The organism is Streptomyces coerulescens, from assembly GCF_042657965.1.
GTDB lineage: Bacteria > Actinomycetota > Actinomycetes > Streptomycetales > Streptomycetaceae > Streptomyces > Streptomyces coerulescens.
The window spans coordinates 156,824-180,651 of the sequence record NZ_JBHSKM010000008.1 but is presented as its reverse complement, the minus strand read 5'-3'; the positions used below and the strand labels follow the sequence as shown (position 1 = coordinate 180,651).

Annotated in this window: 21 protein-coding genes; 8 read left to right on the top strand and 13 right to left on the bottom strand. The window is 70.0% G+C overall.

The features are described from left to right. From ACFPQ9_RS15125 to trhA, 4 genes are all read right to left on the bottom strand, one after another. Entirely contained in the window at positions 1 to 729 is a 729-nt protein-coding gene (locus tag ACFPQ9_RS15125; RefSeq protein ID WP_380852859.1) for a Mut7-C RNAse domain-containing protein, read from the bottom strand. Positions 730 to 762: 33 nt separating this feature from the next. Then, the gene (locus ACFPQ9_RS15120; RefSeq protein ID WP_380852856.1) at positions 763 to 1,392 is read right to left on the bottom strand and encodes a TetR/AcrR family transcriptional regulator; all 630 of its coding nucleotides are present in this window, start codon (positions 1,390 to 1,392) and stop codon (positions 763 to 765) included. A gap of 5 nt (positions 1,393 to 1,397) precedes the next feature. Continuing rightward, positions 1,398 to 2,939, bottom strand: a complete 1,542-nt coding sequence (locus ACFPQ9_RS15115; RefSeq protein ID WP_380852853.1) for a DHA2 family efflux MFS transporter permease subunit — start codon at positions 2,937 to 2,939, stop codon at positions 1,398 to 1,400. Between the two features lie 111 nt (positions 2,940 to 3,050). After that, a complete protein-coding gene (trhA, locus tag ACFPQ9_RS15110; protein WP_380852850.1) occupies positions 3,051 to 3,797 on the bottom strand; it encodes a PAQR family membrane homeostasis protein TrhA in 747 nt (248 codons plus the stop codon). Positions 3,798 to 4,140: 343 nt separating this feature from the next. Here trhA and ACFPQ9_RS15105 point away from each other — a divergent pair, with 343 nt between their 5' ends. Further along, entirely contained in the window at positions 4,141 to 5,964 is a 1,824-nt protein-coding gene (locus ACFPQ9_RS15105) for a phosphoenolpyruvate carboxykinase (GTP) (RefSeq protein ID WP_380852847.1), read from the top strand. Between the two features lie 238 nt (positions 5,965 to 6,202). Here the strand turns inward: ACFPQ9_RS15105 and ACFPQ9_RS15100 are convergent, their stop codons facing one another. The 6 genes from ACFPQ9_RS15100 to ACFPQ9_RS15075 form a co-directional block, all read right to left on the bottom strand. Next, positions 6,203 to 6,787 (bottom strand): hypothetical protein, encoded by a 585-nt coding sequence (locus tag ACFPQ9_RS15100; RefSeq protein WP_380853896.1) that lies wholly within the window; start codon positions 6,785 to 6,787, stop codon positions 6,203 to 6,205. Between the two features lie 4 nt (positions 6,788 to 6,791). Beyond that, positions 6,792 to 8,330, bottom strand: coding sequence for a substrate-binding and vWA domain-containing protein (locus ACFPQ9_RS15095; RefSeq protein WP_380852844.1), 1,539 nt, complete (start codon positions 8,328 to 8,330; stop codon positions 6,792 to 6,794). After that, positions 8,327 to 9,496: a toxic anion resistance protein gene (locus ACFPQ9_RS15090; protein WP_380852841.1), complete on the bottom strand. Its 1,170-nt coding sequence runs from the start codon at positions 9,494 to 9,496 to the stop codon at positions 8,327 to 8,329. Before ACFPQ9_RS15090 ends, ACFPQ9_RS15095 begins: the two co-directional genes overlap by 4 nt. A 16-nt stretch (positions 9,497 to 9,512) precedes the next feature. Continuing rightward, complete coding sequence (locus ACFPQ9_RS15085) at positions 9,513 to 10,577, bottom strand: hypothetical protein (RefSeq protein ID WP_380852838.1); 1,065 nt, start codon at positions 10,575 to 10,577, stop codon at positions 9,513 to 9,515. A 224-nt stretch (positions 10,578 to 10,801) separates the two neighbouring features. Continuing rightward, entirely contained in the window at positions 10,802 to 11,224 is a 423-nt protein-coding gene (locus ACFPQ9_RS15080; RefSeq protein WP_380852836.1) for an SCO4983 family protein, read from the bottom strand. 97 nt (positions 11,225 to 11,321) lie between these two features. After that, on the bottom strand, positions 11,322 to 12,533 hold the full coding sequence (locus ACFPQ9_RS15075) for a pyridoxal phosphate-dependent aminotransferase (RefSeq protein ID WP_380852833.1): 1,212 nt from the start codon (positions 12,531 to 12,533) through the stop codon (positions 11,322 to 11,324). Between the two features lie 248 nt (positions 12,534 to 12,781). Between ACFPQ9_RS15075 and ACFPQ9_RS15070 the strand changes: the two genes are divergently transcribed. After that, on the top strand, positions 12,782 to 13,441 hold the full coding sequence (locus ACFPQ9_RS15070) for a hypothetical protein (protein ID WP_380852830.1): 660 nt from the start codon (positions 12,782 to 12,784) through the stop codon (positions 13,439 to 13,441). A gap of 237 nt (positions 13,442 to 13,678) precedes the next feature. After that, positions 13,679 to 14,614 (top strand): S1 family peptidase, encoded by a 936-nt coding sequence (locus tag ACFPQ9_RS15065; RefSeq protein ID WP_380852827.1) that lies wholly within the window; start codon positions 13,679 to 13,681, stop codon positions 14,612 to 14,614. 3 nt (positions 14,615 to 14,617) lie between these two features. Here ACFPQ9_RS15065 and ACFPQ9_RS15060 read toward each other — a convergent pair whose 3' ends face one another. Together ACFPQ9_RS15060 and ACFPQ9_RS15055 are read right to left on the bottom strand one after the other, a co-directional pair. Then, positions 14,618 to 16,231 carry an N-acyl-D-amino-acid deacylase family protein gene (locus ACFPQ9_RS15060; protein WP_380852824.1) on the bottom strand — a complete coding sequence of 538 codons (1,614 nt, stop codon included), beginning with the start codon at positions 16,229 to 16,231 and terminating at the stop codon, positions 14,618 to 14,620. A gap of 18 nt (positions 16,232 to 16,249) precedes the next feature. Then, a complete protein-coding gene (locus ACFPQ9_RS15055; RefSeq protein ID WP_380852821.1) occupies positions 16,250 to 17,521 on the bottom strand; it encodes an amino acid deaminase in 1,272 nt (423 codons plus the stop codon). Between the two features lie 138 nt (positions 17,522 to 17,659). On the opposite strand from ACFPQ9_RS15055, the gene ACFPQ9_RS15050 reads away from it, so the two are divergent. The 5 genes from ACFPQ9_RS15050 (at position 17,660) to ACFPQ9_RS15030 (ending at position 22,214) form a co-directional block, all read left to right on the top strand. Continuing rightward, positions 17,660 to 18,826 (top strand): sugar kinase, encoded by a 1,167-nt coding sequence (locus ACFPQ9_RS15050; RefSeq protein WP_380852818.1) that lies wholly within the window; start codon positions 17,660 to 17,662, stop codon positions 18,824 to 18,826. Beyond that, on the top strand, positions 18,823 to 19,584 hold the full coding sequence (locus ACFPQ9_RS15045) for an IclR family transcriptional regulator (RefSeq protein WP_380852816.1): 762 nt from the start codon (positions 18,823 to 18,825) through the stop codon (positions 19,582 to 19,584). Before ACFPQ9_RS15050 ends, ACFPQ9_RS15045 begins: the two co-directional genes overlap by 4 nt. Continuing rightward, complete coding sequence (locus ACFPQ9_RS15040) at positions 19,581 to 19,991, top strand: RidA family protein (protein ID WP_030952013.1); 411 nt, start codon at positions 19,581 to 19,583, stop codon at positions 19,989 to 19,991. The genes ACFPQ9_RS15045 and ACFPQ9_RS15040 overlap by 4 nt, the downstream gene beginning before the upstream one ends. A 114-nt stretch (positions 19,992 to 20,105) precedes the next feature. Next, positions 20,106 to 21,584: a GntP family permease gene (locus tag ACFPQ9_RS15035; protein WP_380852812.1), complete on the top strand. Its 1,479-nt coding sequence runs from the start codon at positions 20,106 to 20,108 to the stop codon at positions 21,582 to 21,584. Between the two features lie 54 nt (positions 21,585 to 21,638). Next, positions 21,639 to 22,214 (top strand): hypothetical protein, encoded by a 576-nt coding sequence (locus tag ACFPQ9_RS15030; RefSeq protein ID WP_380852809.1) that lies wholly within the window; start codon positions 21,639 to 21,641, stop codon positions 22,212 to 22,214. On the opposite strand, the gene ACFPQ9_RS15025 is transcribed toward ACFPQ9_RS15030, so the two are convergent. Further along, positions 22,215 to 23,564, bottom strand: a complete 1,350-nt coding sequence (locus ACFPQ9_RS15025; protein WP_380852806.1) for a M14 family metallopeptidase — start codon at positions 23,562 to 23,564, stop codon at positions 22,215 to 22,217. Between the last annotated feature and the right edge of the window lie 264 nt (positions 23,565 to 23,828).

Genomic DNA, 23,828 nt, shown 5'->3' with positions numbered 1-23,828 from the left:
TCAGCTCGCGTAGTCGGCGAGGGCGCGTTCCACGATGGCGACCAGCTGCTCGTGGTGCGCGCCCTTCCAGTACGCGCGCCCGCACTCGATGCACTGCGCGAAGACGTCGTACGACCGCTGCGTCCCGCCCTCCAGCTGGTCGGCGACCTCCTCCTTGGTCGTCTCCTGGAGCAGGCCGTTGCAGGCGGTGCACCGGGTCCAGGGCCGCAGCTCGGGCCGGAACCGGTCCAGGATGTCACGGAGTTGGTCATCGGGACGGGTGCTGTAGACATACGCCCCGGCCCACAGCTCACGGCGGCGCAGCAGCCCCCGGTCCCGGCTCAGCATGACCCGCTGCTCGGCGGCCGAGAGCGCGGCCAGCGCCGGGTCGCCGATGTCGGTCGACTCGTACGCCGTGTCCACACCGAGCAGCCGCATCCGGCGGGCGAGGGTGCCGAGGTGAACGTCGAGCAGGAAGCGCAGGGGAGCGCCGGGCACCCGCTGGGGGCGGGCGACGGGCCGTACCGACACGGTGGCGCCCGTCGTCGGGACGTACGACACCGGCATCTCGCGGCCGTCCACGACCACGGCACCGACCTCGGTCAGCGGGACGCCGAGGGACTCCACGACATGGCCGAGCGTCGAGACACCGTCGGTGGCGGCCCGGGCGGCACCGTCCCGGCGCCGGCCGTTGGGCAGGAACACCCGCAGTTCGGGGGCGAACTCGACATGGATCTCGGGACCGTTCACCCGGCCAGGATGTCACGGACCAGAGCTTCGGCCTCAGGCCTTTTTCGCGGGGAGGCCGTGCTCGATGACGTCCAGGGCCCGGTCCACCAGATCGCGGAGCTCGTCCTGGCAGTCGTTCTCCGCCCAGGTGATGTTGGCCTCCATCAGGCCGCCGACCAGGGACATCGCGTAGACCCGCACTTCGAGGGAGTCCGGGGCCAGACCGTGGCGCTCGGCGATGGCGCCCCGCAGCAGGCGTCCGGTCGCCGACATGCTCTCGATCATCCGGGCGCGGACGGCGGGGATCTGGACCGCCAGATGGGCCCGGATCCGGACCGCCTCGGGGTCCTCGGCCAGCAGCGCGTCCATGGACCGGTGCATCACGTACCGCACCGAGTCCATCCAGGACTCCGACGCGGGCCGGGCGCGCAGTTCCTCCAGCATCATCGGGTCGTACTCGTCCGTGAGGACGATGTCCTCCTTGGTCGGGAAGTAGCGGAAGACCGTGGACGGCGACACCTCGGCGCGCTCGGCGATCTGCTCGACCGTGGTGGCGTCGTAGCCCTGCTCCTTGATCAGCGCGTACGTCGCGTCACGGATCGCCGTCCGGGTCTTGATCTTCTTCCGCTCACGAAGCCCCAGCTGGGGACGGTCGGTCAGGGGAGAGGAGTGTGCGGGGGTCATGGGGCTCATTGTCGGGCATCGGCCCGCTCGGCAGCCATGTCCGGGGCCTCGGGCGTCTCCGGATCGGGTGTGCTCGGCAGGAACGCCGCCGCCAGCAGCGCGGAGACGAGGGCCGCGATCCCGCACACCAGCAGCACGACGCCCATGCCGTGGACATACGAACTGTTCGCGGATGCCGCGAGCTCCGCGGAGCCGGTCCGCCCGGCGACGAGGTGCGCCGCGACCACGGACTCCCCGGCTGTGTCGGCCGCCCGCGCGGGCAGTCCGGTGACGTCGAGCCGGTCCCGGAAGGCGCCGGCGAGCAGACTGCCGAGCAGGGCGATGCCGATCGCACCGCCGACCTGACGCAGGGTCATCAGCAGCCCGGAGCCGCTGCCCGCGCGGTCGCGGGGCAGGGCGCTGAGGCCGCCGTTCATGGCGGGGATGAGCGAGAGACCGAAGCCGAGGCCGGTGATGGTGAGCCACAGCGCGACGAATCCGTAGCCGGAGTCCACGGTCGTACGGCTGCCGAGGAGCCCGGCGAAGGCCAGCACCACCAGGCCCGCGCTCACCGCGGGACGGGCACCGAAGCGGGAGACGACCTTCGGGGCGAGCCGGGAGGCGACCAGCAGTCCGCCCATCATCGGCAGCAGTCGCACGCCGGTGCCCAGGGCGTCGTGGCCGAGGACGGCCTGGAGGTAGGGCGGCAGCACGAACAGCAGGCCGGTCAGGATGAACGTCACCAGGGTGGCGGCGACGGTGTTGAACAGGAAGCCGCGGTGGGCGAGCAGGGTCATGTCGAGCATGGGGCGCTCGACCCGGCGTTCCCGCAGGACCAGGGCGGCGATCAGGACGACCGCGGCGGTGAGCATGCCCAGCACCAGCGGGTCGCCCCAGCCCCGGGTGGGCGCCTCGATGATGCCGTAGACGAGGGCGCCGAGTCCGGTCGCGGCCAGCGCGGTGGAGACGGTGTCGACCCTGGGGGAGGCGGGGTCCTTCGTCTCGGGGAGCAGGAAGACGCAGGCGGCGATGCCGATCGCGGCCATCGGGACGTTGATCAGGAAGACCGAGCCCCACCAGAAGTGGTTCAGCAGCCAGCCGCCGATGATCGGGCCGAGCGGCAGGCCGAGCGCGGAGGCGGCGGAGGTGATGCCGACGGCCTTGGTGCGCTCCTCGGGGCCGAAGAGGGTGGGCAGTACGGACAGCGAGAGCGGGGTGACCAGGGCCGCGCCGACGCCCATCACGGCTCGGGCGACGATCACCGCGTTCACGTCGCCGGCCAGGACGCCGACCAGCGACCCGGCGAGGAAGACACCGAGCCCGGCGACCAGCATCCGGCGGCGCCCGAACCGGTCGCCGAGCAGGCCCGCGGGGAGCATCAGAGCCGCGAAGACGATGACGTACGCGTCCGCCATCCACTGCTGCTGGCCGGTGTCGGCGCCGAGGTCGGCGGCCATGGTCGGCAGGGCCACATTGAGGATCGTCATGTCGAAGCCGAGCGTGAGCATGCTCGCGACGAGGGCGGCGAGCGCCCACCAGCGTCGGGGATCTGGAGTGACAGTAACCATGAAATGAGAGTAACTCTCAAAAGCGTGGAGCTGTCAATGTCGGATGGCGTGAAAGAGGGCATGAAAAAGGGCCACGGCTTGGAAGCCGTGGCCCTGAAGGGGGGCGGGGCGCTACGCGTGCTGGTACGCCACCAGCGAGATCCCCACGTAGTGCACGACGAACGCCGCCAACGTGAAGGAGTGGAACACCTCGTGGAAGCCGAACCAGCGCGGTGACGGGTTCGGGCGCTTGATGCCGTAGATCACGCCGCCCGCGCTGTAGAGGACGCCGCCGACGATCACCAGGACCAGCACGGCGATGCCGCCCGAGCGCATGAAGTCCGGCAGGAAGAAGACCGCCGCCCAGCCCATCGCGATGTAGCAGGGGGTGTAGAGCCAGCGCGGGGCGCCCACCCAGAAGACCCGGAACACGATGCCGGCCAGCGCGGCCGCCCAGATGCCCCACAGCAGCCACTGGCCCTTGGTCTCCGGCAGGAGCAGCATCGTCAGCGGCGTGTACGTGCCCGCGATGATCAGGAAGATGTTGGCGTGATCCAGTCGGCGCAGGATGCCGTCCATGCGCGGGCTCCAGTTGCCCCGGTGGTACAGCGCGCTCACGCCGAACAGCAGGCAGGCCGTGAGGACGTAGATCCCGCAGGCGAGTCTGCCCCGGGGCGAGTCCGCGAGGGCCGTGAGCACCAGACCGGCGACGAGCACCGCCGGGAACATACCGAGATGCAGCCAGCCCCGGAGCTTGGGCTTGATCTCCTCCGAGAGCTGCTGAGCGTGGTGCGCGATCTGGTGCGGCAGCGAGGGCGCGTCGGAACCGCGGCCGGCGGCCGGCGTGTCCGTTGGCGCGTCGGGGACGGGCGCAGTCATGCGGGGCATCGTACCTACGGAACCGTAAGTTACGCGTCAGAGTGGCCAGATGGGCGCCCTTAAGTGGCCATCGTCTCACGGGGTACCCGCAAGGGGCGCACCCGGGGTGAAGCGGCGGTGACGCATCGAAAACATCTGGATGAGTGGCGATGCTCACGCCGCTCACCTGTGACGCCCTCTGGACATATGCGCAGACGCGTCGGATGATCAAATGAGTGCGGTCGGCACCGGATGAGCGCGGATGGTCGGAACGGCCGATTCGATCCGCGAAGCATCCGGGTCGCGGCCCCCACGGGGCATACAAGGGCATATTCAGGACAAAATCCCTCATTTAGGAGCAACCGTGGCGCGCGACAACGCGGCTCCCCCCGTCGTTCCCACCAACCACCGCGAACTGGTCTCGTGGGTGAACGAGATCGCAGAACTGACGCAGCCGGACAGCGTGGTCTGGTGTGACGGATCCGAGGCCGAGTACGAGCGTCTGAGCGAGGAACTCGTCGTCAAGGGCACGTTCCGCAAGCTCGACCCGATCAAGCGCCCCAACTCGTACTACGCGGCCTCCGACCCGACCGACGTCGCGCGCGTCGAGGACCGGACCTTCATCTGCTCCGAGAAGGAGGAGGACGCGGGCCCGACGAACCACTGGATGGACCCCGCCGAGATGCGGGACGTCTTCTCCGGTGAGAAGGGCGTCTTCCGCGGCTCGATGCGCGGCCGGACCATGTACGTCGTCCCGTTCTGCATGGGCCCGCTCGGCTCCAAGCTCTCCGCCATCGGCGTCGAGATCACCGACTCCGCCTATGTCGCGGTCTCCATGCGCACCATGACCCGTATGGGTCAGGCCGTCCTCGACGAACTCGGCGACGACGGCTTCTTCGTGAAGGCCGTGCACAGCGTCGGCGCGCCCCTGGAGGCCGGCGAGGCGGACGTCCCGTGGCCCTGCAACCAGACCAAGTACATCTCCCACTTCCCGGAGAGCCGCGAGATCTGGTCCTACGGCTCCGGCTACGGCGGCAACGCCCTGCTCGGCAAGAAGTGCTACGCCCTGCGCATCGCGTCGGTGATGGCCCGCGACGAGGGCTGGCTGGCCGAGCACATGCTGATCCTGAAGCTCACCCCGCCGCAGGGCGAGTCCAAGTACGTCGCCGCCGCCTTCCCCTCCGCGTGCGGCAAGACCAACCTCGCCATGCTGGAGCCCACGATCTCCGGCTGGACCGTCGAGACGATCGGCGACGACATCGCCTGGATGCGCTTCGGCGAGGACGGCCGGCTGTACGCCATCAACCCCGAGGCCGGCTTCTTCGGCGTCGCGCCCGGCACCGGTGAGCACACCAACGCCAACGCGATGAAGACCCTGTGGGGCAACTCCGTCTTCACCAACGTCGCCCTCACCGATGACAACGACATCTGGTGGGAGGGCATGACGGAGGAGACCCCGGCCCATCTGACGGACTGGAAGGGCAACGACTGGACGCCCGCGTCCGACGTCCCGGCCGCCCACCCCAACGCCCGCTTCACGGTCCCCGCCTCGCAGTGCCCGATCATCGCGCCCGAGTGGGAGGACCCCAAGGGCGTGCCGATCTCGGCGATCCTGTTCGGCGGCCGCCGCGCCACCGCCGTACCGCTGGTGACGGAGTCCTTCGACTGGAACCACGGCGTCTTCCTCGGCGCCAACGTGGCCTCCGAGAAGACCGCCGCCGCCGAGGGCAAGGTCGGTGAGCTGCGCCGCGACCCGTTCGCGATGCTGCCCTTCTGCGGCTACAACATGGGCGACTACATGGCCCACTGGGTCGACGTGGCCAAGGACAAGGACCAGGCCAAGCTGCCGAAGATCTACTACGTCAACTGGTTCCGCAAGAACGACGAGGGCAAGTTCGTCTGGCCCGGCTTCGGCGAGAACAGCCGCGTGCTGAAGTGGATCGTCGAGCGCCTCGACGGCAAGGCCGAGGGCGTCGAGACCCCGATCGGCATCCTGCCGGCCAAGGGCGCCCTGGACACCGACGGCCTCGAACTGGCCGAGTCCGACCTCGACTTCCTCCTCACCGTCGACAAGGAGATCTGGCGCGAGGAGGCGGCGCTCGTCCCCGACCACCTCAACACCTTCGGCGACCACACGCCGAAGGAGCTGTGGGACGAGTACAACGCGCTGGTGCAGCGCCTGGGCTGAGCACAGCCCTCCGAAACGCCGCGGCCGGCTCCGATCGTGCCCTGACCAGCAGTATCGTCACGGCCGGCCGCGGTGAGGTACGGCGAGGCCGCGCACAACGGCGTGTGTGGCCCTGGGCCTGCCGTTGTCCCTTCCGTCCGCCCCGACGGGGAGTGGGACAGCGGCAGGTCTTCGCCGTTTTCGGGTGCGGCGCCGTGGGGGTTGCTCGCGCAGTTCCCCGCGCCCCTGGAGGGGCGCGTTACTGTGAGCGGTCTTCCAAGTAGCGGGTGTGGGTCTCCTGGCGTCTTGCCTCCGTCTCTCGTAGGGCCGTCGCCATGGCCTCCGCCTCCTTCTTCAGCAGACCCAGCTGTCGCTCCAGATGCAGCTCCGGTGAGTCCGTGCCCGGTGTCATTCGGGTCCACCAGCGTGTTCGTACGAAGCTGTCCACGGCCTCGGGAAGATCACGCCGCACGATCCGGGAGAGGACGTGCACGCCCTCCGGATCGTGGGCGAGGAGTTCGGCGACCCAGCCCTTGTCGAGCAGTGCGGTCAGCAGCTCGGTGAGTTCGCGGAGACGGGCCGCGGCCGTGACCGACAGTTCGACGTCCGTCAGATAGCCGCGCAGCTTCTCGAAGTCGCCGCGCAGTTCGTCCAGCTGGGCCGAGGGGTCCGGGAAGTCGGGCGGCGCGGGCCGCTCCGGCGGGGCGATCAGCGCGCCCGCGCCGTACAGGCCCACGACCACGACCGGCCAGTACGGTCCCGCCACGCCCGTGAACGTCAGCACCAGGCCGACCAGCCCGCACCCGCTCCCGGCGATGTTCTTGCGGGACTCCAGATACGCCACTGCCCTATTGGTAGCCACGGATCTCCTCGAAGGCGCCGTCCAGCGACCCCTGCTGGGCGTCGAAGAGCCGGCCGCCGGTCAGCTCGGCGATGTACTCCAGCTCGGACTTGCTGGAGTCGCCGAAGAGGATGGGGAAGACGGGCGTCGCCCGGCGCTCGCGGTCCAGGCCGATGTAGAAGGCGTGGAAGCCGGCCGAGTCGGTGCCCGCGGTGTTCTCGCCGTCCGTCATCAGCACGATCGAGGTGAACGTGTCCCCTCCGGAGCCCAGATGCTCGTAGGCCGCCTCCAGCGAGGTGTAGATCGCGGTGTCGCCCTCGGCGGTGAGCGCGTCGGTGTCCCGGCGGATCCCCGCGAGACCGGACTTCGGGTCGGACGGCTCCACGACATGGGTGCGCACGCTCTTCACCCCCGACCCGAACGGCATCAGCGTGACCTCCTCGCGCTCGCGGAAGTCCCCGGTGAGGTCGGTGAGCGCCTTCTTCAGCTGCTCCAGACGCTCGCCCTCCATCGAACCGGAGGTGTCGAGGACGTACACCGTCCTGGACGGGCGGCGCAGCTCGTTCTCGTACGAGTCCAGCAGTCCGTCGGCGACGGAACGGCTGCCCGGGAAGGGCAGTTCGCGCCGCCGGCCGGTGTCGAGGCCGGGCGCGGGCTCGACGGAGGCGACGACCGGGCGGCGACGGGTGCGCTCGGTGATCAGCCGCTGCATGGCGTCGGTGCGCAGCGCCTCGGTGAGGCGGCGGACGTCCTCGCGGGTCGCGGCGTTCGTCGACGCGAGGGAGGAGAGCGGGTAGTCGGCGGTGACGACGCCGTCCTTGGGGCGGATCACGGTCAGGCCCGGGATGCCCTTGAGGACGGACTCGTAGTTGAGCAGCGCGTCGACGTTCCCACGCCGCTTGTAGGCCGTCGCCAGCCAGCCCGACGAACCGGACGTCAGCTTCTGCCCCTTGAAGAACTCCTTCAGCCGCGGGGTCGCCTTGTCGACGTCCGCGTCCGTCAGGGCGGACTGGGCGCCGGACAGGGCGGAGGCGACGGAGACGAGGGTGGCGAAGCCGGAGTTGGAGCGGGCCGGGTCCGTCATGCCGTAGGTGAGCCTGCCGTCCCGTACGGCCTGTTCGATCTGCGACCAGGTCACGTCGTCCGGCTGCCAGCCCAGCTCGCCCAGGGTCGCCGGCTTCACCCCGACGGCGACCGGGCTCGACATGACCGGCGTCTCCGACACGACCTTCTTCGCCGCTTCCGGCCGCAGTCGCAGATAGTCGTTGGAGGACAGCCACAGCGCGTCGTACCGCCCGTCCGCCTTGCCCTTCGCCAGCATCTCCACGGCGTCGAGTGTGCCCATGTAGGTGGGCCGGACCTCGATGCCGGTGTCGTCGGCGATCCGGTCCAGGATCGGGGTCATGTCGCCGAGCTCGCTGGAGGCGAGGACGCGCAGCGAGCCGGGTCTCGGGGCGTTGTCGGGCTCGTCGGCCGCCTTCTGCGAGGTGCAGGAAGTCAGCAGCGCCAGCGCGGCGAGCGCCGGCGCGAGGATGCGTGCTCTCATCCGAGACCACCCTCCAGCGCGCCCTGCGAGCGGCTGCGCTCCAGATAGCCGCTCGCCTGCTGGAGTTCGGCGGTGAGGTTCTCCACCGTCGCCGCCATCGCCTCGGTCGCCTGGACCTTGTAGGAGTCGATGGCGTCGAGCGTGCGGTAGATCTGCTGGAAGGCGCTGCGCAGGGTCTCCGCTCCCACCGCCGGGTCGGCGGCGATGCGCTGGATCTCCCCGCTCTGCGTGGCGAGCATCTCCGCGTTGCCGCGGATGAGGTCCTCGGTGGTCCCGCTCAGGGCGTTGACCTGCTCGATGACCTTCTTCTGGTTGTCGAGCGCGGAGGCCAGCATCACGGAGATCCGCAGCGCCGAGACGGTGGTCGTGGCCGCCCGGTCGACGCCCTTGATGAGCTCCTCGTTGTTGCGGCGTACGACGTCCATGGCGAGGTAGCCCTGCGCGCACACCGCGAGCTGGGTGAGCAGGTCCTGGTGCTTCTGCCGGACCGGGAAGAGGATGTCGGCGCGCAGACCGTCGGCCTGCTGCGGGTCGACGACCTGCGCGATGTGCTGCTCGACGGCGGTGTCCAGGGCCTCCGTCAGCACGACGTATTCCTGGAGCTTGCCCATGGTCTCCCACAGCCGCACCCGCTCGGTCTGGAGCGCGGCGTTGTCGCGCCGCAGCTCGTCCTGTCCGCCGCGAAGCGACCCCACGATCCTGTTCAGGGTGCCTTGTGCGGAGGCGTACTTGGCGACGTGGTCCCGCAGCTTGTTGCCACCGGGCAGTCTGGAGAGGAACTTGCGTCCCTTGGAGGCGGGCAGATCCCGCGGGTCCAGGTCCTCGACCACCCTCCGCAGTTCGACCAGCGAGCCCGCGACCTGCGACTGGGCGTCCCCGCTCTTGTCGGGCAGGCTGCGGATGGTGCGCTCCAGCATGCGGTTGGACTGCGCGGCCGCCGTCCGCATCTCCCCGGCGCCGAGCGCGGTGATCTCACCGACCTTGCCGGCGAACTCGGGGGAGCGGGCGTCGAGTCCGGCGAGCCCCTCCACATAGGCGGACGCCTTGCCGGCCATGTCGCTGCGGACACCGTCGTCGACCGGGACGAGTCCGCCGGCCTTCTCGCGCGGCACGGCGGCCACGGGCTCCGGCGGGGTCAGGACGAACGTGTCGTCGTTGGTGCTCATTGTGCTGTTGCCCCCCTTATCCGCGCGCCCGTCGCGCCAGCTCGTGCAGCACCTTGGAGGTGGGCACGGCGGCCTGGTGGACGCCGGTCAGTTCCTGCTTGAGATACGTGGTGTCCGAGGCGAACCCGGTGGCCTCGCCCTGCGGACGGAACCCATGCCGGACCTCCAGCTCGCGCAACGCCGGGTCCGAGGACAGGAGTGCGGCGACGGCCTTGCCGTCCTCGGTCAGCGGTACGACGGTGTGGTCGCTGTTGACCGTGGTGTCCGGGTAGAGGACGACCAGGTCGTCGGGCCGCTGTCCCTGGGCCGCCAGGGAGGCGACCTGGGACTCGTAGACCACGACGAGCGGATTGCCGGCGCCGCTGACGAAGTCCCGGAACACCGCGTCGCTGCCGGACTGCTGGGCGCCCTGCACGCTGATCAGCTTGTGCAGCAGCGGTGTGGTGCGGTCGATCTCGGCCGCTCCGGCGACGACCTTGCCGCCGTTCTCGACGTAGGAGGCGGCGGCCAGATAGAGGGCGCCGGAGTTGGAGGTCTCGGGGTCGGTGCTGGACAGGTAGACCGTGCCGGTCAACTCCCCGTGCTTCCTGGCGCCCTTGAGCTGCTGCCAGGTACGGCCGGCGCGCGCCGCGTCCAGATAGGCGGCCATCCTCAGGGTCCCGCGGTGCGCCTCGTCCAGCGTGGCGAGCCCGTTGTCCGCGAGCACCTCGGCGGCGTTCTTGTGCGCCACTACGACGAGGGGCGAGTAGAAGGGGCGGGGGAGCGTCCCCGTCACCTTGTACTTCGCGGCGAGTTCACGGGCGGGTGCCTGGCTCGACGGGAGCGCGAAGTCGTACCCCTTGAGGTCCAGCCCTTCCATGGCCCAGGACCCGGAGGTCTCGGCCTTCACGGTGTAGCCCTTGGCGGCGAGGGCCTTCACCACGTCGGGATCGGCGAAGAACTCTGCCTTCTCCGATCCGATCACTGCCTGCACGGTCTTCGTTGCCGTGCCGTTGTCCCCATTGCTGCGGCCCGCGACGACGGCGACCACCACGCCACCGATCAGCAGCACCGCGAGGATGATTCCAGCGATACGTCTCACGCCGAGGAGATTCCTCACGGAACCCAACGTTCCCCGTCAACGGGGGTGAACGGCAGGTGTCATACCGGTCCCGTTACAACACGGGGGAGCGTCAGTGCCGCCAAGGGGCGCGGGGAACTGCGCGACCAGCCCTCACAACCGTCAGCCGCCACCCAGCAAACTGAGGCAACCCGGTCCGCGCGGGCTGCGGGGCACACACGCACCGGGGCCGTTCAAGGGGGGTTTCAGCCGACGCCGGTCAGTTCCTGCGGCTCGGCCTGCGCGGCAGCGTGCGCATCCATCCGCTCGGCGGCGAGAATCGCGGCCGCGGTATCGGCACGAGACGCGGCGACCACCAGCGCCCGCCCGGCAAGGGCATGCGCGCGACGATGCAGCGCCGCGAGCTTCGCCTGACCACCGGAGGCACCCGCGCGGGCCGGTGCCTGCCCGCCCCGCAGTCGGCTCACCTCGGCGGCAAGACGCTCCGCCGCGACGTCCAGGTCCTCAGAGGGCGCCGACGCACGCAGCTCGTCCGTGACACCGAGCAGCGCGGCGAGATGGCCGGCGAGCTGGATGTCCAGCTCCTCCTCGCGCGAGCGGTGCGGGAAGTCGGTGGTGTTGCCGGCCATCGTGCTGTGGACCGACTTGGTTCGGATCGGTTCGTACATGGGGATGGCCTCCTGTGCGCTGACAGGAAACCATCCTAGCTTAGATTCTGTCTAAAGTTGAGCGGTTCACAAAAGAGGACCGTCCGTACACGCAGGGTCACGGCTGGCCGTAGCCGTCGAGGAACCGTCCGATCCGTCCCATCGCGTCCCGCAGGTCGGTGACCGTCGGCAGGGTCACCACCCGGAAGTGATCCGGCTCCGGCCAGTTGAAGCCCGAGCCCTGGACGACCATGATCTTCTCGCGCCGCAGCAGGTCGAGGACCATCTGCCGGTCGTCCTTGATCTTGAAGACCTTGGGGTCGAGGCGCGGGAAGAGATACAGCGCCCCCTTCGGCCGTACGCAGGTGACGCCGGGGATCTGCGTCAGCAGCTCGTAGGCGACATCCATCTGCTCCTTCAGCCGCCCGCCGGGCAGCACCAGGTCGTTGATGGTCTGCCGCCCGCTGAGCGCGGCGACCACTCCGTGCTGGCCCGGCATGTTCGCGCACAGCCGCATGTTCGCGAGGATCGTGAGGCCCTCGATGTAGGAGTCGGCGTGGGCGCGCGGGCCCGAGATCGACATCCAGCCCACCCGGTACCCGGCGACGCGGTACGCCTTCGACATGCCGTTGAAGGTGAGCGTGAGCAGGTCGGGGGCGATGGCGGCGGTCGGGGTGTGCGTGGCGCCGTCGTAGAGGATCTTGTCGTAGATCTCGTCGGAGCAGACCAGGAGGTTGTGCCGGCGGGCGATGTCCGTCAGCCCCCGGATCATGGCCTCGTCGTACACCGCGCCCGTCGGGTTGTTCGGGTTGATGATGACGAGGGCCTTGGTGCGGTCGGTGACCTTGCGCTCGATGTCCGCGAGGTCGGGCATCCAGTCGGACTGCTCGTCGCAGCGGTAGTGGACGGCGGTGCCGCCGGACAGCGACACGGCGGCGGTCCACAGCGGGTAGTCGGGTGCCGGGACCAGCACCTCGTCCCCGTCGTCGAGCAGGGCCTGCATGGCCATGACGATCAGCTCGGAGACGCCGTTGCCGATGAAGACATGCTCGACGTCGGTCTCGACGCCCAGGGTCTGGTTGTGCATGACGACGGCGCGGCGCGCCGCGAGCAGGCCCTTCGCGTCGCCGTAGCCATGGGCCGACGACACGTTGCGGAGGATGTCCTCCAGGATCTCGGGCGGGCACTCGAAGCCGAACGCGGCCGGGTTGCCGGTGTTCAGCTTGAGGATCCGATGCCCCGCCGACTCGAGCCGCATCGCCTCCTCGAGCACCGGGCCCCGGATCTCGTAACAGACGTTGGCGAGCTTCGTCGACTGGATCACCTGCATGTCAGGAGCTTACGGCCCGGTAACGGCCCTTGGGTCGTGTTTTCCGACACGTGAGACGCGGGGGTTTGGGCTGTTATCCGCGGTAACTGTCCCAGGGGCCTCTCCCGTCTCTAGAATGCGCGCTCATGTCCAGCCCTTCTGAGCGCGAAAACGGGATGTATGGAGCGAGCGGCGTGAATCACTCCGCCGCCACTCCCCCCGTTCAGGGTGTGGGCCCGGAGGGCGATGGATTCCAGGCTCCTCCGAACGTGTATCACCCATATGGCGAGTCGGCTCCCGTATACGAGGAGTACATCGACCCCGCGGCCGCCCACGGTTGGCAGAACGCCTACGACGAGACGACCGAGCTGCCTCCGGTGGTCGATGGGGCGGCCGGCGCCCGTGAGGGCGATGCCTACGACTACGTCTACGAGGACGGCTACGACTACGCCGACGACTCGAACAAGGGACGCGGCCGTCGCAGGGCCCGGCGCAAGCCCGGCGTCTGGCGTTCACCCCGCTTCGTGGTGGCCGCCGGCGCGGTGGGAGCGGCGTCGGCGGCGGCGCTGATAGCCGGGTTCGCCCTGTCCGGGTCCCCCTCGGAGGGCGGTACGCGGACCAAGAGCGACCGGACGAGCACGACGCCCGACGACCTGCCGGTGCCGGGAGGGCCCTCCGCGGGCGCGTCGGCAGGTGACCGCACGCCCGAAGGTGCCGACCCTTCCCGAAGCCCCTCGCCGGGCGACTCGGCGAGCCCGTCCGCGTCGGACGGCGCCGGCTCCGGCAGCGGCACCGCACAGCCCTCGGCCGATCCGACCGCCACGGGCACCGGCCCGTCCGCGCCGACGGCCACCCCTACCGCGAACGGCCCGGGCAACTCGGGCAACAACCCCGGACGAGGGCAGGGCAGCACCAAGAAGCCCGGTTGAAGGCCGGGCAAGGGATAGCACTCACGCCGACTGTGGTGATCTCATCACCCTCTCGTGAACGTCCTGCGCGGTCCGGCCGGAGTCCCGCACACGCCGTGATAGGGAAACCCCTACGGCCCGAACTCACCGGTAATCAACTCCTTGTCCGCACCCCCCTCTTGCGTGACAATGCGCATGACAAAAGTGCGGGTGACCGGAGATTCTTCGGTCACCCTCCTCGTATGAGGGGACCCCCACATGAGAAAACCGCTCGGCGCCGCCCTCCTCGCCCTGGCGATAGCCGGGGCCGGCGCCGCACCCGCGTCCGCGGCCGACGTGGACACGGCCCAGTCCTTCGGCAAGGGTGTCGACACGAACTCGGTCACCTCCGTGGTCCGGGACACCGTCACCTCCGCCACGGAGAGCCTCGGCCAGGTCCTGCAGCCCAAGCCCAAGGCCAAGGCCGTCAACTTCGCGGGTACCGTCGCGCTCAGCAACTGCTCGGGCTCGGTCGTCCGGTTCCCCGCCTCGGAGGACAACGACCCCGCGCTGGTGATGTCCAACGGCCACTGTCTGGAGACCGGCATGCCGGGCCCCGGCGAGGTCGTCGTCGACCGGGCCTCCAGCCGGACGTTCAGTCTGCTCAACGCCTCCGGCAGCAAGGTCGCCACGCTGCGCGCCAACAAGATCGCCTACGGCACCATGACCGACACGGACGTGTCGATCTATCAGCTCACCACCACGTACGCGCAGATCAAGAGCTCGTACGGGATCGACGCGCTGACCGTGGCCGACAGCCACCCGACCGCCGGCACGGCCATCACGGTCGCCTCCGGCTACTGGAAGCGGCTGTACAACTGCAACATCGACGGGTTCGCCTACCGCCTCAAGGAAGGCGACTGGACCTTCAAGGACTCGGTCCGCTACACCTCCGCCTGCAACACCATCGGCGGCACCTCCGGCTCCCCCGTCATCGACCAGGCCACCAACAAGGTCGTCGCCGTCAACAACACCGGCAACGAGTCCGGTGAGCGCTGCACGGTCAACAACCCGTGCGAGGTCGACGAGAGCGGCAACGTCACCGTTCGCCAGGGCATCAACTACGCCCAGGAGACCTACCAGATCCCCGCCTGCTTCGGCGTCGACAACAAGCTCGACCTGAACGCGAGCGGGTGCGTGCTGCCCAAGCCGTAGCCGTCACGGGGCGGGCGTTCTCCGGATCGCGCGTCCCGCCAGTACGTCCGTGCGGCGGCCGTCCTCGATCACGAAGCGGCCGTCGACGAGGACGTACGGGATGCCCGTCGGTAGCGTGCGCGGCTCCTCGAAGGAGGAGCCCGCCGCTACCGTCTCCGGGTCGAACAGCACCAGGTCCGCCCGGTATCCCTCGCGGACCAGCCCCCGGTCCGGCAGGCGCAGCCGCGCCGCCGGGCGCGAGGTCAGATGGGCCACGCACTCCTCAAGGGACAGCACCCCCAACTCCCGTACGTAGTGGCCGAGATAGTGCGGGAACGTGCCGTACGCCCGCGGATGGGGCTTCGTGCCCTGGAGGATGCCGTCCGAGCCGCCCGTGTGGACGCGGTGCCGCATGATCGTGCGCACGTTCTCCTCGTGGCCCACGTGCTGGAGGATCGTCGAGCCCAGCCGGTCCTGGAGGAGCAGACGGCGAGCGGTCACCCAGGGGGCCTCGCCCCGGGCGTCCGCCGACTGCCGGACGGTGCGGCCCACGTGGTCCACGAGGTCCGGGTCGCTGACCCCCGAGATCTCGATCGTGTCCCACTCGATGGGCACACCGTGGCAGCCGTCCGCCCCGATGACCTCCATGTGGTGCCGGATGCGCTCGGCGGTGCCGTCGTCCGACAGACGGGCCAGGATCGCCTCCGGACCGCCCTCGCTCGCCCAGCTCGGCAGCATCGCGACGAGTGTCGTGCAGCCGGGCGTGTAGGGGTAGGTGTCCAGGCTGATGTCGGCGCCCTCGGCGAGCGCCTTGTCCAGCAGGGTCAGCAGTTCCGGCGCCCGGCCCTTGTTCACGCCGAAGTTCATGGTGGCGTGGGCCAGGTGCAGGGAGCAGCCCGCCTCCCGGGTCAGGGCCACCATCTCCTCGTACGCCTCGAGGGCCCCGGCGCCGTAGGAGCGGTGGTGCGGGCAGTAGTAGCCGCCGTACGACGCCACCACCCGGCACAGCTCGGTCAGTTCCGCGTCCTTGGCGTACATGCCCGGCGTGTACGTCAGCCCCGACGACAGGCCGACCGCGCCCTGCTCCAGACCCTCCGCGACCAGCCGGCGCATCCGGTCCAGCTCGTCCGGGGTCGCCTCCCGGTCCTCCCAGCCGACGGCGAGCGCACGGACCGTGCCCTGGGGGATGAGGTACGCGGCGTTGACCGCGATGCCCCGGTCGAGCCGGTCCAGGTACTCGCCCACCGTCCGCCAGTCGAAGTCGATGTCGTCGCCGTTGCCGTTCCAGCCGGTGATCGCGCGGCGGACCTCGGCGAGCGTGCGGTCGTCGACCGGGGCGTACGACAGCCCGTCCTGGCCGATGACTTCGAGCGTGACGCCCTGTGCGGCCTTGGCGCTGTGATCGGGGTCCCGCAGCAGCGCCAGGTCGCTGTGGGCGTGCATGTCGATGAAGCCGGGGGAGAGGACGAGCCCCTCGGCGTCCAGCTCCCGCCGCGCCTTCGGCCGCTGACAGCCGGCCGCGGCCGCCTCCTGCACGATCGACACGATCCGACCGCCGTCCACGACGACATCGGCCCGGTAGGACGGACCGCCACCGCCGTCCACGACATCGGCGTCCCGAATGACTAGCTCTTCCACGACAGCCACCCCTCGGACTCAGAAGAACGTACGGATGTAGTCGACGACCGTCCCGTCCGCCTCGGCGAGAGGGATCAGCTGCCACTTGTCGAACGACGTGCACGGGTGCGACAGCCCCATGCCGAGCCAGTCTCCGACCTCCAGGTCCGCCTCCCCGGTCGTCGCCAGCCACGCGTGCTGGTCGGACAGGGCGGTCACCGAGATGCCGGTGGCCGGGCGCTCGGCCCCGTCGCGACGGACCACCTGCGCGAACGGCAGATCGAGGTCGTAGGCCGCGTCCCGCTTGCCCGCGTTGACGAAGGCCTGCTCGGGGGAGGGGCGGGAGACGACCTGGGCCCACAGCCGGAAGGCCGGTTCGAGGGCGCCCTCCTGCGGGACCCGGTTGAAGGGGGTCAGCTTGCGGTAGTGGCCGTCGTCGTGCGAGACGTACGCGCCCGAGCGCAGCAACTTCAGTACGGGGACGGAGAGTTCGGGGATCTCGGCGAACACGTCGGCCACCGCGTCGAACCAGGCGCTGCCGCCGGCGCTGACGACGATCTCCTCCAGCCCCGCGAACCGGCCCGCCTTGTCGAACTCGACGGCCAGCGTCACCAGCCTGCGCAGCCATGCGTGCACCCGCTCCGGGTTCGCCTGCGGGACCTCGCCCTCGTAGCCCGCGACACCGGCGAGCCGCAGCGTCGCGACGCCCGCCACCGCGTCCGCGACGGCCGCGCACTCGGCCTGAGTGCGGACCCCGGTCCGGGCGCCCTCGCCGGCCGCCAGCTCGACCACGACGTCCACCGGCCGGGTGGCCCCGGCGTCGCGAAGTGCCGCGTCCATCAGCTCCACGCCGCGCACCGAGTCGACGTAACAGACGAGACGGAAGGCCGGATCGGCGGTGAGCTCGGCCGCGATCCAGCGCAGGGCCGCCGCGTCCACCAGTTCGTTCGCCAGGAAGATCCGCTCGGTGCCGTACGCCCGCGCCACCCGCACCTGGTGCGGCACGGCGAGCGTGATGCCCCACGCGCCGTGCTCGATCTGCCGCTGGAAGAGCTGCGGGGCCATGGAGGTCTTGCCGTGCGGGGCGAAGGCGAGGCCGTGCCGGGTGGCGTAGGTCTCCATGAGGTCGAGGTTGTGCTCCAGGTGCTCGGCGGAGAGCGCGAGCACGGGTGTGGCGAAGCCGTCGGTGAACAGGTTGCGGCGCTGGGCCGCCAGCTCGGCGACGGTCAGGCCGTCGGCGTCCGGGGGGAGGCCCTTGAAGCGGTGGTCGACGCGTTCCTCGGCCAGACGGGCGAGCGCCTCGTTGCGCATGGAACCTCCCTGATCAGCGGTGTTGCACTTACTGCAACACCCATTGCGTATATCGCTTACCGCTGTCTAACATCTCGGCCAACCGCGGGTCAACGGAGCCGCCGATCCACCCGCACAAGCCCTGGAGCCACGACGATCGTGACCATCACCGGACCCTGCAATGCCCCCGACGGCGTGGATGTCGTCGCGCTCGGCGAGTCCATGGTCACGTTCCTGCCCACACGGCCCGGGCGGCTCGCCGACGTGCCGTCGTTCGAGCGGGGGATCGGGGGCGCGGAGTCCAACGTCGCGTGCGGGCTCGCCGCCGCCGGGCACTCCGTGCGATGGGTGAGCCGCGTGGGCGCGGACGGGTTCGGCGACCATCTGGTCGAGGCCATCGGGGCGTACGGCGTCGATGTCTCGGCGGTGGGGCGGGATTCCGCGCGTCCGACCGGTGTGTACTTCCGCACGGCTGGGGACCGGGCCACGGACGCCCATGAGGTGGCGTACTACCGGGCGGGGTCGGCGGCTTCGGCGATGTCCGTGGAGAACGTGGACCTGAGAGCGGTGCGTTCGGGGCGGGTGCTGCATCTGTCGGGGATCACGGCGGCGCTGTCGGAGGACTGTCTCGGCCTGATGCGAGAGCTGACCGCTCCGCGTGCCGGGCGCCCCCTTGTGTCCTTCGACGTGAATCACCGCTCGGGGCTGTGGCGAGACGTCGACGGTCCGCGGGTGCTGCTGGAACTGGCGCGTGGTGCCGATCTCGTGTTCGTGGGGGAGGACGAGGCGGAGGAGGCCTGGGGGATCACGGGGGGACCGGACGCCGTGCGTGATGCGTTGCCCGAGCCGCATGTGCTGGTGGTGAAGCAGGGAGGAGTGGGGGCTACCGCATTCGTGTCGTCCGCGGGTGGTGGCGGGCTGGTCGCGCAGTTCCCCCCGCCCCTCGGGTCGGCCGGCGACCGCCCGTCGCAAGCCGTGCACAGCGCTGCGCCCAGCCGCCTCCCCCAGGCTGCGGGCAATCGTTCGACCACATTCGAACCCGCACCCGCTGTGGACGTCGTAGCGAGCACTGGCGCCGGTGACGCTTTCGCCGCCGGCTTCCTCTCCGCGACCCTGCGTGAACTGCCGCTCCCCGACCGCCTGCGCCACGGCCACCTCTGGGCGGCAGCCACCCTCACCGCCCCCGGCGACCTCGCCGCACCCCCCGCCCGCGACACCACCGACCGCCTGACCGCCCTCGACGACGCCGCGTGGGAGAAACTTCGACTCGGCCCCGGCTGGACGCAAGCCATCGAGCGGGCCGACGAGGAGGTACGTACGCCATGAGCCAGACCGTCGACCGGGCGCTCAGCATCCTGCCGCTGCTCGCCGAGGGCCCCGCCGACCTGGGCCAGGTCGCCGACCGCCTCGGCGTCCACAAGTCCACCGCGCTGCGCCTGCTGCGCACCCTGCATGAGCACGGCATGGTCTACCGCCAGTCCGACCAGCGCTACCGCCTCGGCGCCCGCCTCATCGCCCTCGCCCAGGAGGCGATGGAGAACCTCGACATCCGCGAGATCGCCCACCCCCATCTCGTACGGCTGAACGAGCAGTGCGGACACACCGTCCACCTCGCCGTGTACGAGGAGGACGAGGTGCTGTACATCGACAAGGTCGAGAGCCGCTACCCGGTGCGGATGTACTCGCGGATCGGCAAACCCGTCGCCATCACCGTCGCCGCCGTGGCGAAGCTGCTGCTCGCCGACCTGCCCGAGCACGAGCGCCGCCCCCTCGCCGAGAAGCTCGACTACCCCATGTACACGGCCCGTTCGACCCCGAACCCGGAGGCCTTCCTCCGGGAGCTGGCCAAGGTGCGCGAACAGGGCTGGGCCACCGACCTCGGTGGCCACGAGGAGTCCATCAACTGCGTCGCCGCGCCGATCCGCGGCGCCGACGGCCGCGTCGTCGCCGCGATGTCGGTCTCCGCACCGAACGTCGTCGTCACCGCCGACGAACTCCTCACCCTGCTGCCGCTGGTGCGCCGTACGGCGGGCGACATCAGCGGCGAGTACTCCGGCAGAACCTCAGCGAAGGGCACCGCATGACCGAGAAGACCGCACTCACCCCGAAGACCCACACCACGCCGCCGGCGAAGTTCTCCCACGGGGTGAAGAAGGGCAACATCCTCCAGGTCGCGGGCCAGGTCGGCTTCCTCCCCGCGGTCGAGGGACAGCCCCCGACGCCCGCCGGACCGACCCTGCGCGAGCAGACCCTCCAGACCCTCGCCAACGTCAAGGCGATCCTTCAGGAGGGCGGTGCCTCCTGGGACGACGTGATGATGATCCGCGTCTATCTGACGGACGTCGCCCACTTCGCCGAGATGAACGACATCTACAACACCTACTTCGAGGAGCAGGGGCTGACCCAGCCGCCCGCCGCCCGCACGACCGTCTACGTCGGTCTGCCCGCGGGTCTGCTCATCGAGATCGACGCGCTGGCCGTACTGGGCTGACGCCTCCTCACCCCCCGCACGCCGTGAACGGCATGGCCGCCCGCACCCCCCTGGGCGCCATGCCGCGATCGCCCCTGCCCGAAAGCTTCATGTACTTACCCAGAGGACCCCCAAATGCCCCATCCGCTCGCTGCGGCCGCCGCCCCCGAGACACCACCCCACACCGGCGGACTGCTCCTCCTCATCGACGGTACGGCCGGACTGCTCACGGTCGCCGCCATCGGCATCGCCCTGCTGCTCTTCCTGATCATCAAGACCCGGCTCCAGCCGTTCGTGGCGCTGCTCGCCGTCTCCATAGTCGTCGGCCTGATGGCCGGTCTCTCCGTCACCGAACTCTTCGGCACCGTCCAGCGCTCGGACGCCGTGTCCACCATCGAGTCCGGCATGGGCGGCATCCTCGGCCATGTCGCGATCATCATCGGCCTGGGCACCATGCTCGGCGCGATCCTCGAAGTCAGCGGCGGCGCCGAGGTGCTGGCGTCCCGCCTGCTCAACCTCTTCGGCGAGAAGCGCGCGCCGCTCGCGATGGGCCTCACCGGCCTCATCTTCGGCATCCCGGTCTTCTTCGACGTCGGCATCTTCGTCCTCGCGCCGCTCGTCTACGCCGCCGCCAAGCGCTCCGGCAAGTCCGTTCTGCTGTACTGCCTGCCGCTGCTGGCCGGCCTGTCGATGACCCACGCCTTCCTGCCCCCGCACCCCGGTCCGGTCGCGGCGGCCGGACTGCTCCACGTCGAGCTGGGCTGGGTCATCCTCATGGGCATCGTCTGCGGCATCCCGGCGGTGCTGGCCGCGTGGGTGTTCTCGGCCTGGATCGGCAAGCGCATCTTCGTCGCCGTGCCGCAGGACATGGTCGAGGCGGCCGCCGAGGCGAAGCTCGCCGTCATCAACGAGCAGCGGGAGGCCGGGGTCGAGCCCCAGGAGAAGCCGGTCCCGCTCGGCACGGTCCTCGGCATCATCGGTACGCCGCTGGTGCTGATCCTCGCCGCCACGTTCTCCTCGATCGCCCTGGACCCCTCCACCCCCCGTTCGGTGATCGAGTTCTTCGGCAACCCGTTCGTGGCCCTGACGATCGCCCTGCTGCTCGCCTACTACCTGCTGGGCATCCGCCGCGGCTGGTCCCGCAAGTCCCTGGAGACGGTGTCGACGTCCTCCCTGAAGCCGGTCGGCAACATCCTCCTGGTGGTCGGCGCCGGCGGTGTCTTCGGCGCCGTCCTCAAGGCCAGCGGCGTCGCCCAGGCCCTGTCCGACACCTTCAACGACGTGGGCCTGCCCGTGATCGTCCTGTCGTACCTCATTTCGGTGGTCCTGCGGGTCGCCCAGGGCTCGGCGACGGTCGCCATCGTCACGACGGCTGGCATCGTGGCTCCGCTGCTCACCGGAGGCGACCACTCCCAGGCCTTCGTCGCGCTGGTCATCATGGCCATCTCGGCCGGCTCGATCTTCGCCTCGCACGTCAACGACGGCGGCTTCTGGATAGTCGCCAAGTACTTCGGCATCAGCGAGCGTGACACGTTGAAGACGTGGACCGTGCTGGAAAGTGTCCTGTCGGTGGCCGGGTTCGTCGTCGCGGCGGTACTGAGCCTGTTCGTATAACGATGCGGGGGCTGGTTGCGCGGGACACAGGGTTGTCGACCATACTGCTCGGCTGTGGAGCAGCGCATAGGTTCAGGCAGCCAGCCCCTGGAGGGCGCCGGGTTCGACCCGGCCTTCATCCCCGGTCTCACCTCGCCCGCGTCCGTCGCGCCGAAGGGCGCGAAGAAGGAGGACGCGGCCGAGGAGGCCGACGCGGAGGAGACAGCCCTCGATGACGCCGACGAGCCCGGGACGGAGGCCGCGGACGACGTCGAAGACGTCGATGAGGAAGACGTTGACGACGAGGACGCCGACGACGTCGATGGCGACGCGGAGGACGCCGAGGACGAGGCCCCCGTCGACGGGCCCGTCTTCGAGGCCGCCGACCGCCGGGCCAGAATCGTCGCCGACCACAAGGGCGTTCGGCTCACCCTCGACGACCAGGAGTGCGAGTTCCGCTGGGACGAGATCGGCGCGGTCGAGACCGAGTCCCCACGCTTCGGCAAGCGCTACACCGTCACGGTGCACACCCCTGACCGCCGCTGGTACCCGATCGAGATCGAGGCGACGGCCAGGGCGCGCTTCAAGGACTGGGACGAGCAGTTGGACGCGGTGCTGGACGCCTACTTCGAGGAAGCCGGCGCCGAATAGCTAGCTGCAGTACTGGGCTTCCTTCCCGATCGACCGGTACATACAGTCCGCGTTCTCCAGCAACTGCAGCACCGCATCCCTGTTCCGGGACGTCTCCCGCTCGATGACCTCGTCGGGCGGGTAGAACCCGCCGCCCCCGGACCTCGGGTACATCTCGAAGGTGTACGAGAAGATCTTCTGGTTGCCCCACAGCCAGTCGTCGATCGACCCGTCGGTGATGTACAGGTCGCTGGCCTGCTCCGGCGTGTAGCCGTTGCTCGCGGCCATCTTCTGCCCGACCGCGGCGAACGCGTTGCGGTCGTCGGCCGTCATGCCGGGCGCGGTGTCGGAGTACGTGTACCCGTACGGCCACAGCACCAGCTCGCTGTAGGTGTGGAAGTCGATCCCGGCGGTGATCTGCTGCTTGCCGCCGACGACCCGGCCGCGCACGAAGTTCGCGACCACCTTCACTTCGGGCGCCGACTCGGCGGACGCGCCCCGGTACGTCTCCGAGGACGTCGACCCCGACGAGCCGCCGCAGCAGCCCCACCGGTAGGCCCAGTTGCGGTTGAGGTCGGTACCGACGGCCGACGAACCGGAGTTGGGCTGGCGGTTCTTGCGCCAGGACCGGTAGGAGCCGGTGGCGATGTCGTACTCGCCGCCGTCCGGGTTGAGGTCGGGCACGATCCAGATCTCACGGTTGTTCACCAGGGAGGTGACCCGGGAGTCGCTGCCGTAGTCGGAGGTCAGCTCGCGCAGCAGATACAGCGCCATCTCGACGGTGAGGTGCTCACGGGCGTGCTGGTGATGGGTGAACAGCACCTCCGGCTCGGCCTCGTCGGTGCCGACGTTGTCGCTGATCTTGATGGCGACGATGTTGCGGCCCTGGTACGACGTACCGATGACGCGCTGGCTCGCGATGGAGGAGTTGGCCGAGACGATCGAGTTGATCTCGCTCGTCATCTCCGCGTAGTTGTGATAGCGCGAGTCGCCGGACGGGAAGTCGTAGAGCCGGACGTCGTCCTCGCCGGCGGACCGGTCGGGGACCGCGCCGAGCGGGGTGACGTCGTAGCCGAGCGACCTGAGCTTCTTGATCTGGTCGGCCCGGCCGGAGACGACGACACCGTGGTCGTCGGTGGCGTCCACGCTCACGCCGGTGCGCTGAAGTGCCGTGCGGGCCTCGGCACCTCCGTGCAGCCGGACCTCGTACTGGCGGATGTCGTCGGCCGAGGAGGCCGCCTTGGCGGCGCTGTCGGCGTTCGCGGACACATTCGCCGAGAGCGGCGCCGCGAGGGCGAGGGCGAGCAGACCGGCGAGGGCGGCGGTACGTCTGCCGCTCCGGCCGCCTGAGCCGCGTATCCGAAGTCGCATGAATTCTCCTTGTGGGAGTGGGGGGTGGGGTTCATTGCGACGTACGTAGGTGATGGGGGTCCCCCCGCTCGAGCGAAGCCGAGAGTGGGGGAGGGTGTGGCGCTCATGGTGCGGCGGTGGCATGGACAGGTCAAGGGTGCGAAGGGTCCTGGCGGTGTGAACCATCCGAAAATCGGCCGCGCAGTGTACGCGCGCGGCCCGGGTGCCGAGTGGTCCCCGATGAACTCCACCCGGGGGTGTGAGCCGGGCGTGCGGGACGGAGCC

Excerpts from the sequence above, each read along its gene's own strand:
- trhA (WP_380852850.1), bottom strand. The coding sequence starts at position 3,797 with ATGACTGCGCCCGTCCCCGACGCGCCAACGGACACGCCGGCCGCCGGC.
- ACFPQ9_RS15025 (WP_380852806.1), bottom strand. The coding sequence starts at position 23,564 with ATGCGACTTCGGATACGCGGCTCAGGCGGCCGGAGCGGCAGACGTACC.
- ACFPQ9_RS15115 (WP_380852853.1), bottom strand. The coding sequence starts at position 2,939 with ATGGTTACTGTCACTCCAGATCCCCGACGCTGGTGGGCGCTCGCCGCC.
- ACFPQ9_RS15045 (WP_380852816.1), top strand. The coding sequence starts at position 18,823 with ATGAGCCAGACCGTCGACCGGGCGCTCAGCATCCTGCCGCTGCTCGCC.
- ACFPQ9_RS15035 (WP_380852812.1), top strand. The coding sequence starts at position 20,106 with ATGCCCCATCCGCTCGCTGCGGCCGCCGCCCCCGAGACACCACCCCAC.
- ACFPQ9_RS15095 (WP_380852844.1), bottom strand. The coding sequence starts at position 8,330 with ATGAGAGCACGCATCCTCGCGCCGGCGCTCGCCGCGCTGGCGCTGCTG.
- ACFPQ9_RS15075 (WP_380852833.1), bottom strand. The coding sequence starts at position 12,533 with ATGCAGGTGATCCAGTCGACGAAGCTCGCCAACGTCTGTTACGAGATC.
- ACFPQ9_RS15065 (WP_380852827.1), top strand. The coding sequence starts at position 13,679 with ATGAGAAAACCGCTCGGCGCCGCCCTCCTCGCCCTGGCGATAGCCGGG.
- ACFPQ9_RS15090 (WP_380852841.1), bottom strand. The coding sequence starts at position 9,496 with ATGAGCACCAACGACGACACGTTCGTCCTGACCCCGCCGGAGCCCGTG.
- ACFPQ9_RS15040 (WP_030952013.1), top strand. The coding sequence starts at position 19,581 with ATGACCGAGAAGACCGCACTCACCCCGAAGACCCACACCACGCCGCCG.
- ACFPQ9_RS15120 (WP_380852856.1), bottom strand. The coding sequence starts at position 1,392 with ATGACCCCCGCACACTCCTCTCCCCTGACCGACCGTCCCCAGCTGGGG.
- ACFPQ9_RS15055 (WP_380852821.1), bottom strand. The coding sequence starts at position 17,521 with ATGCGCAACGAGGCGCTCGCCCGTCTGGCCGAGGAACGCGTCGACCAC.
- ACFPQ9_RS15080 (WP_380852836.1), bottom strand. The coding sequence starts at position 11,224 with ATGTACGAACCGATCCGAACCAAGTCGGTCCACAGCACGATGGCCGGC.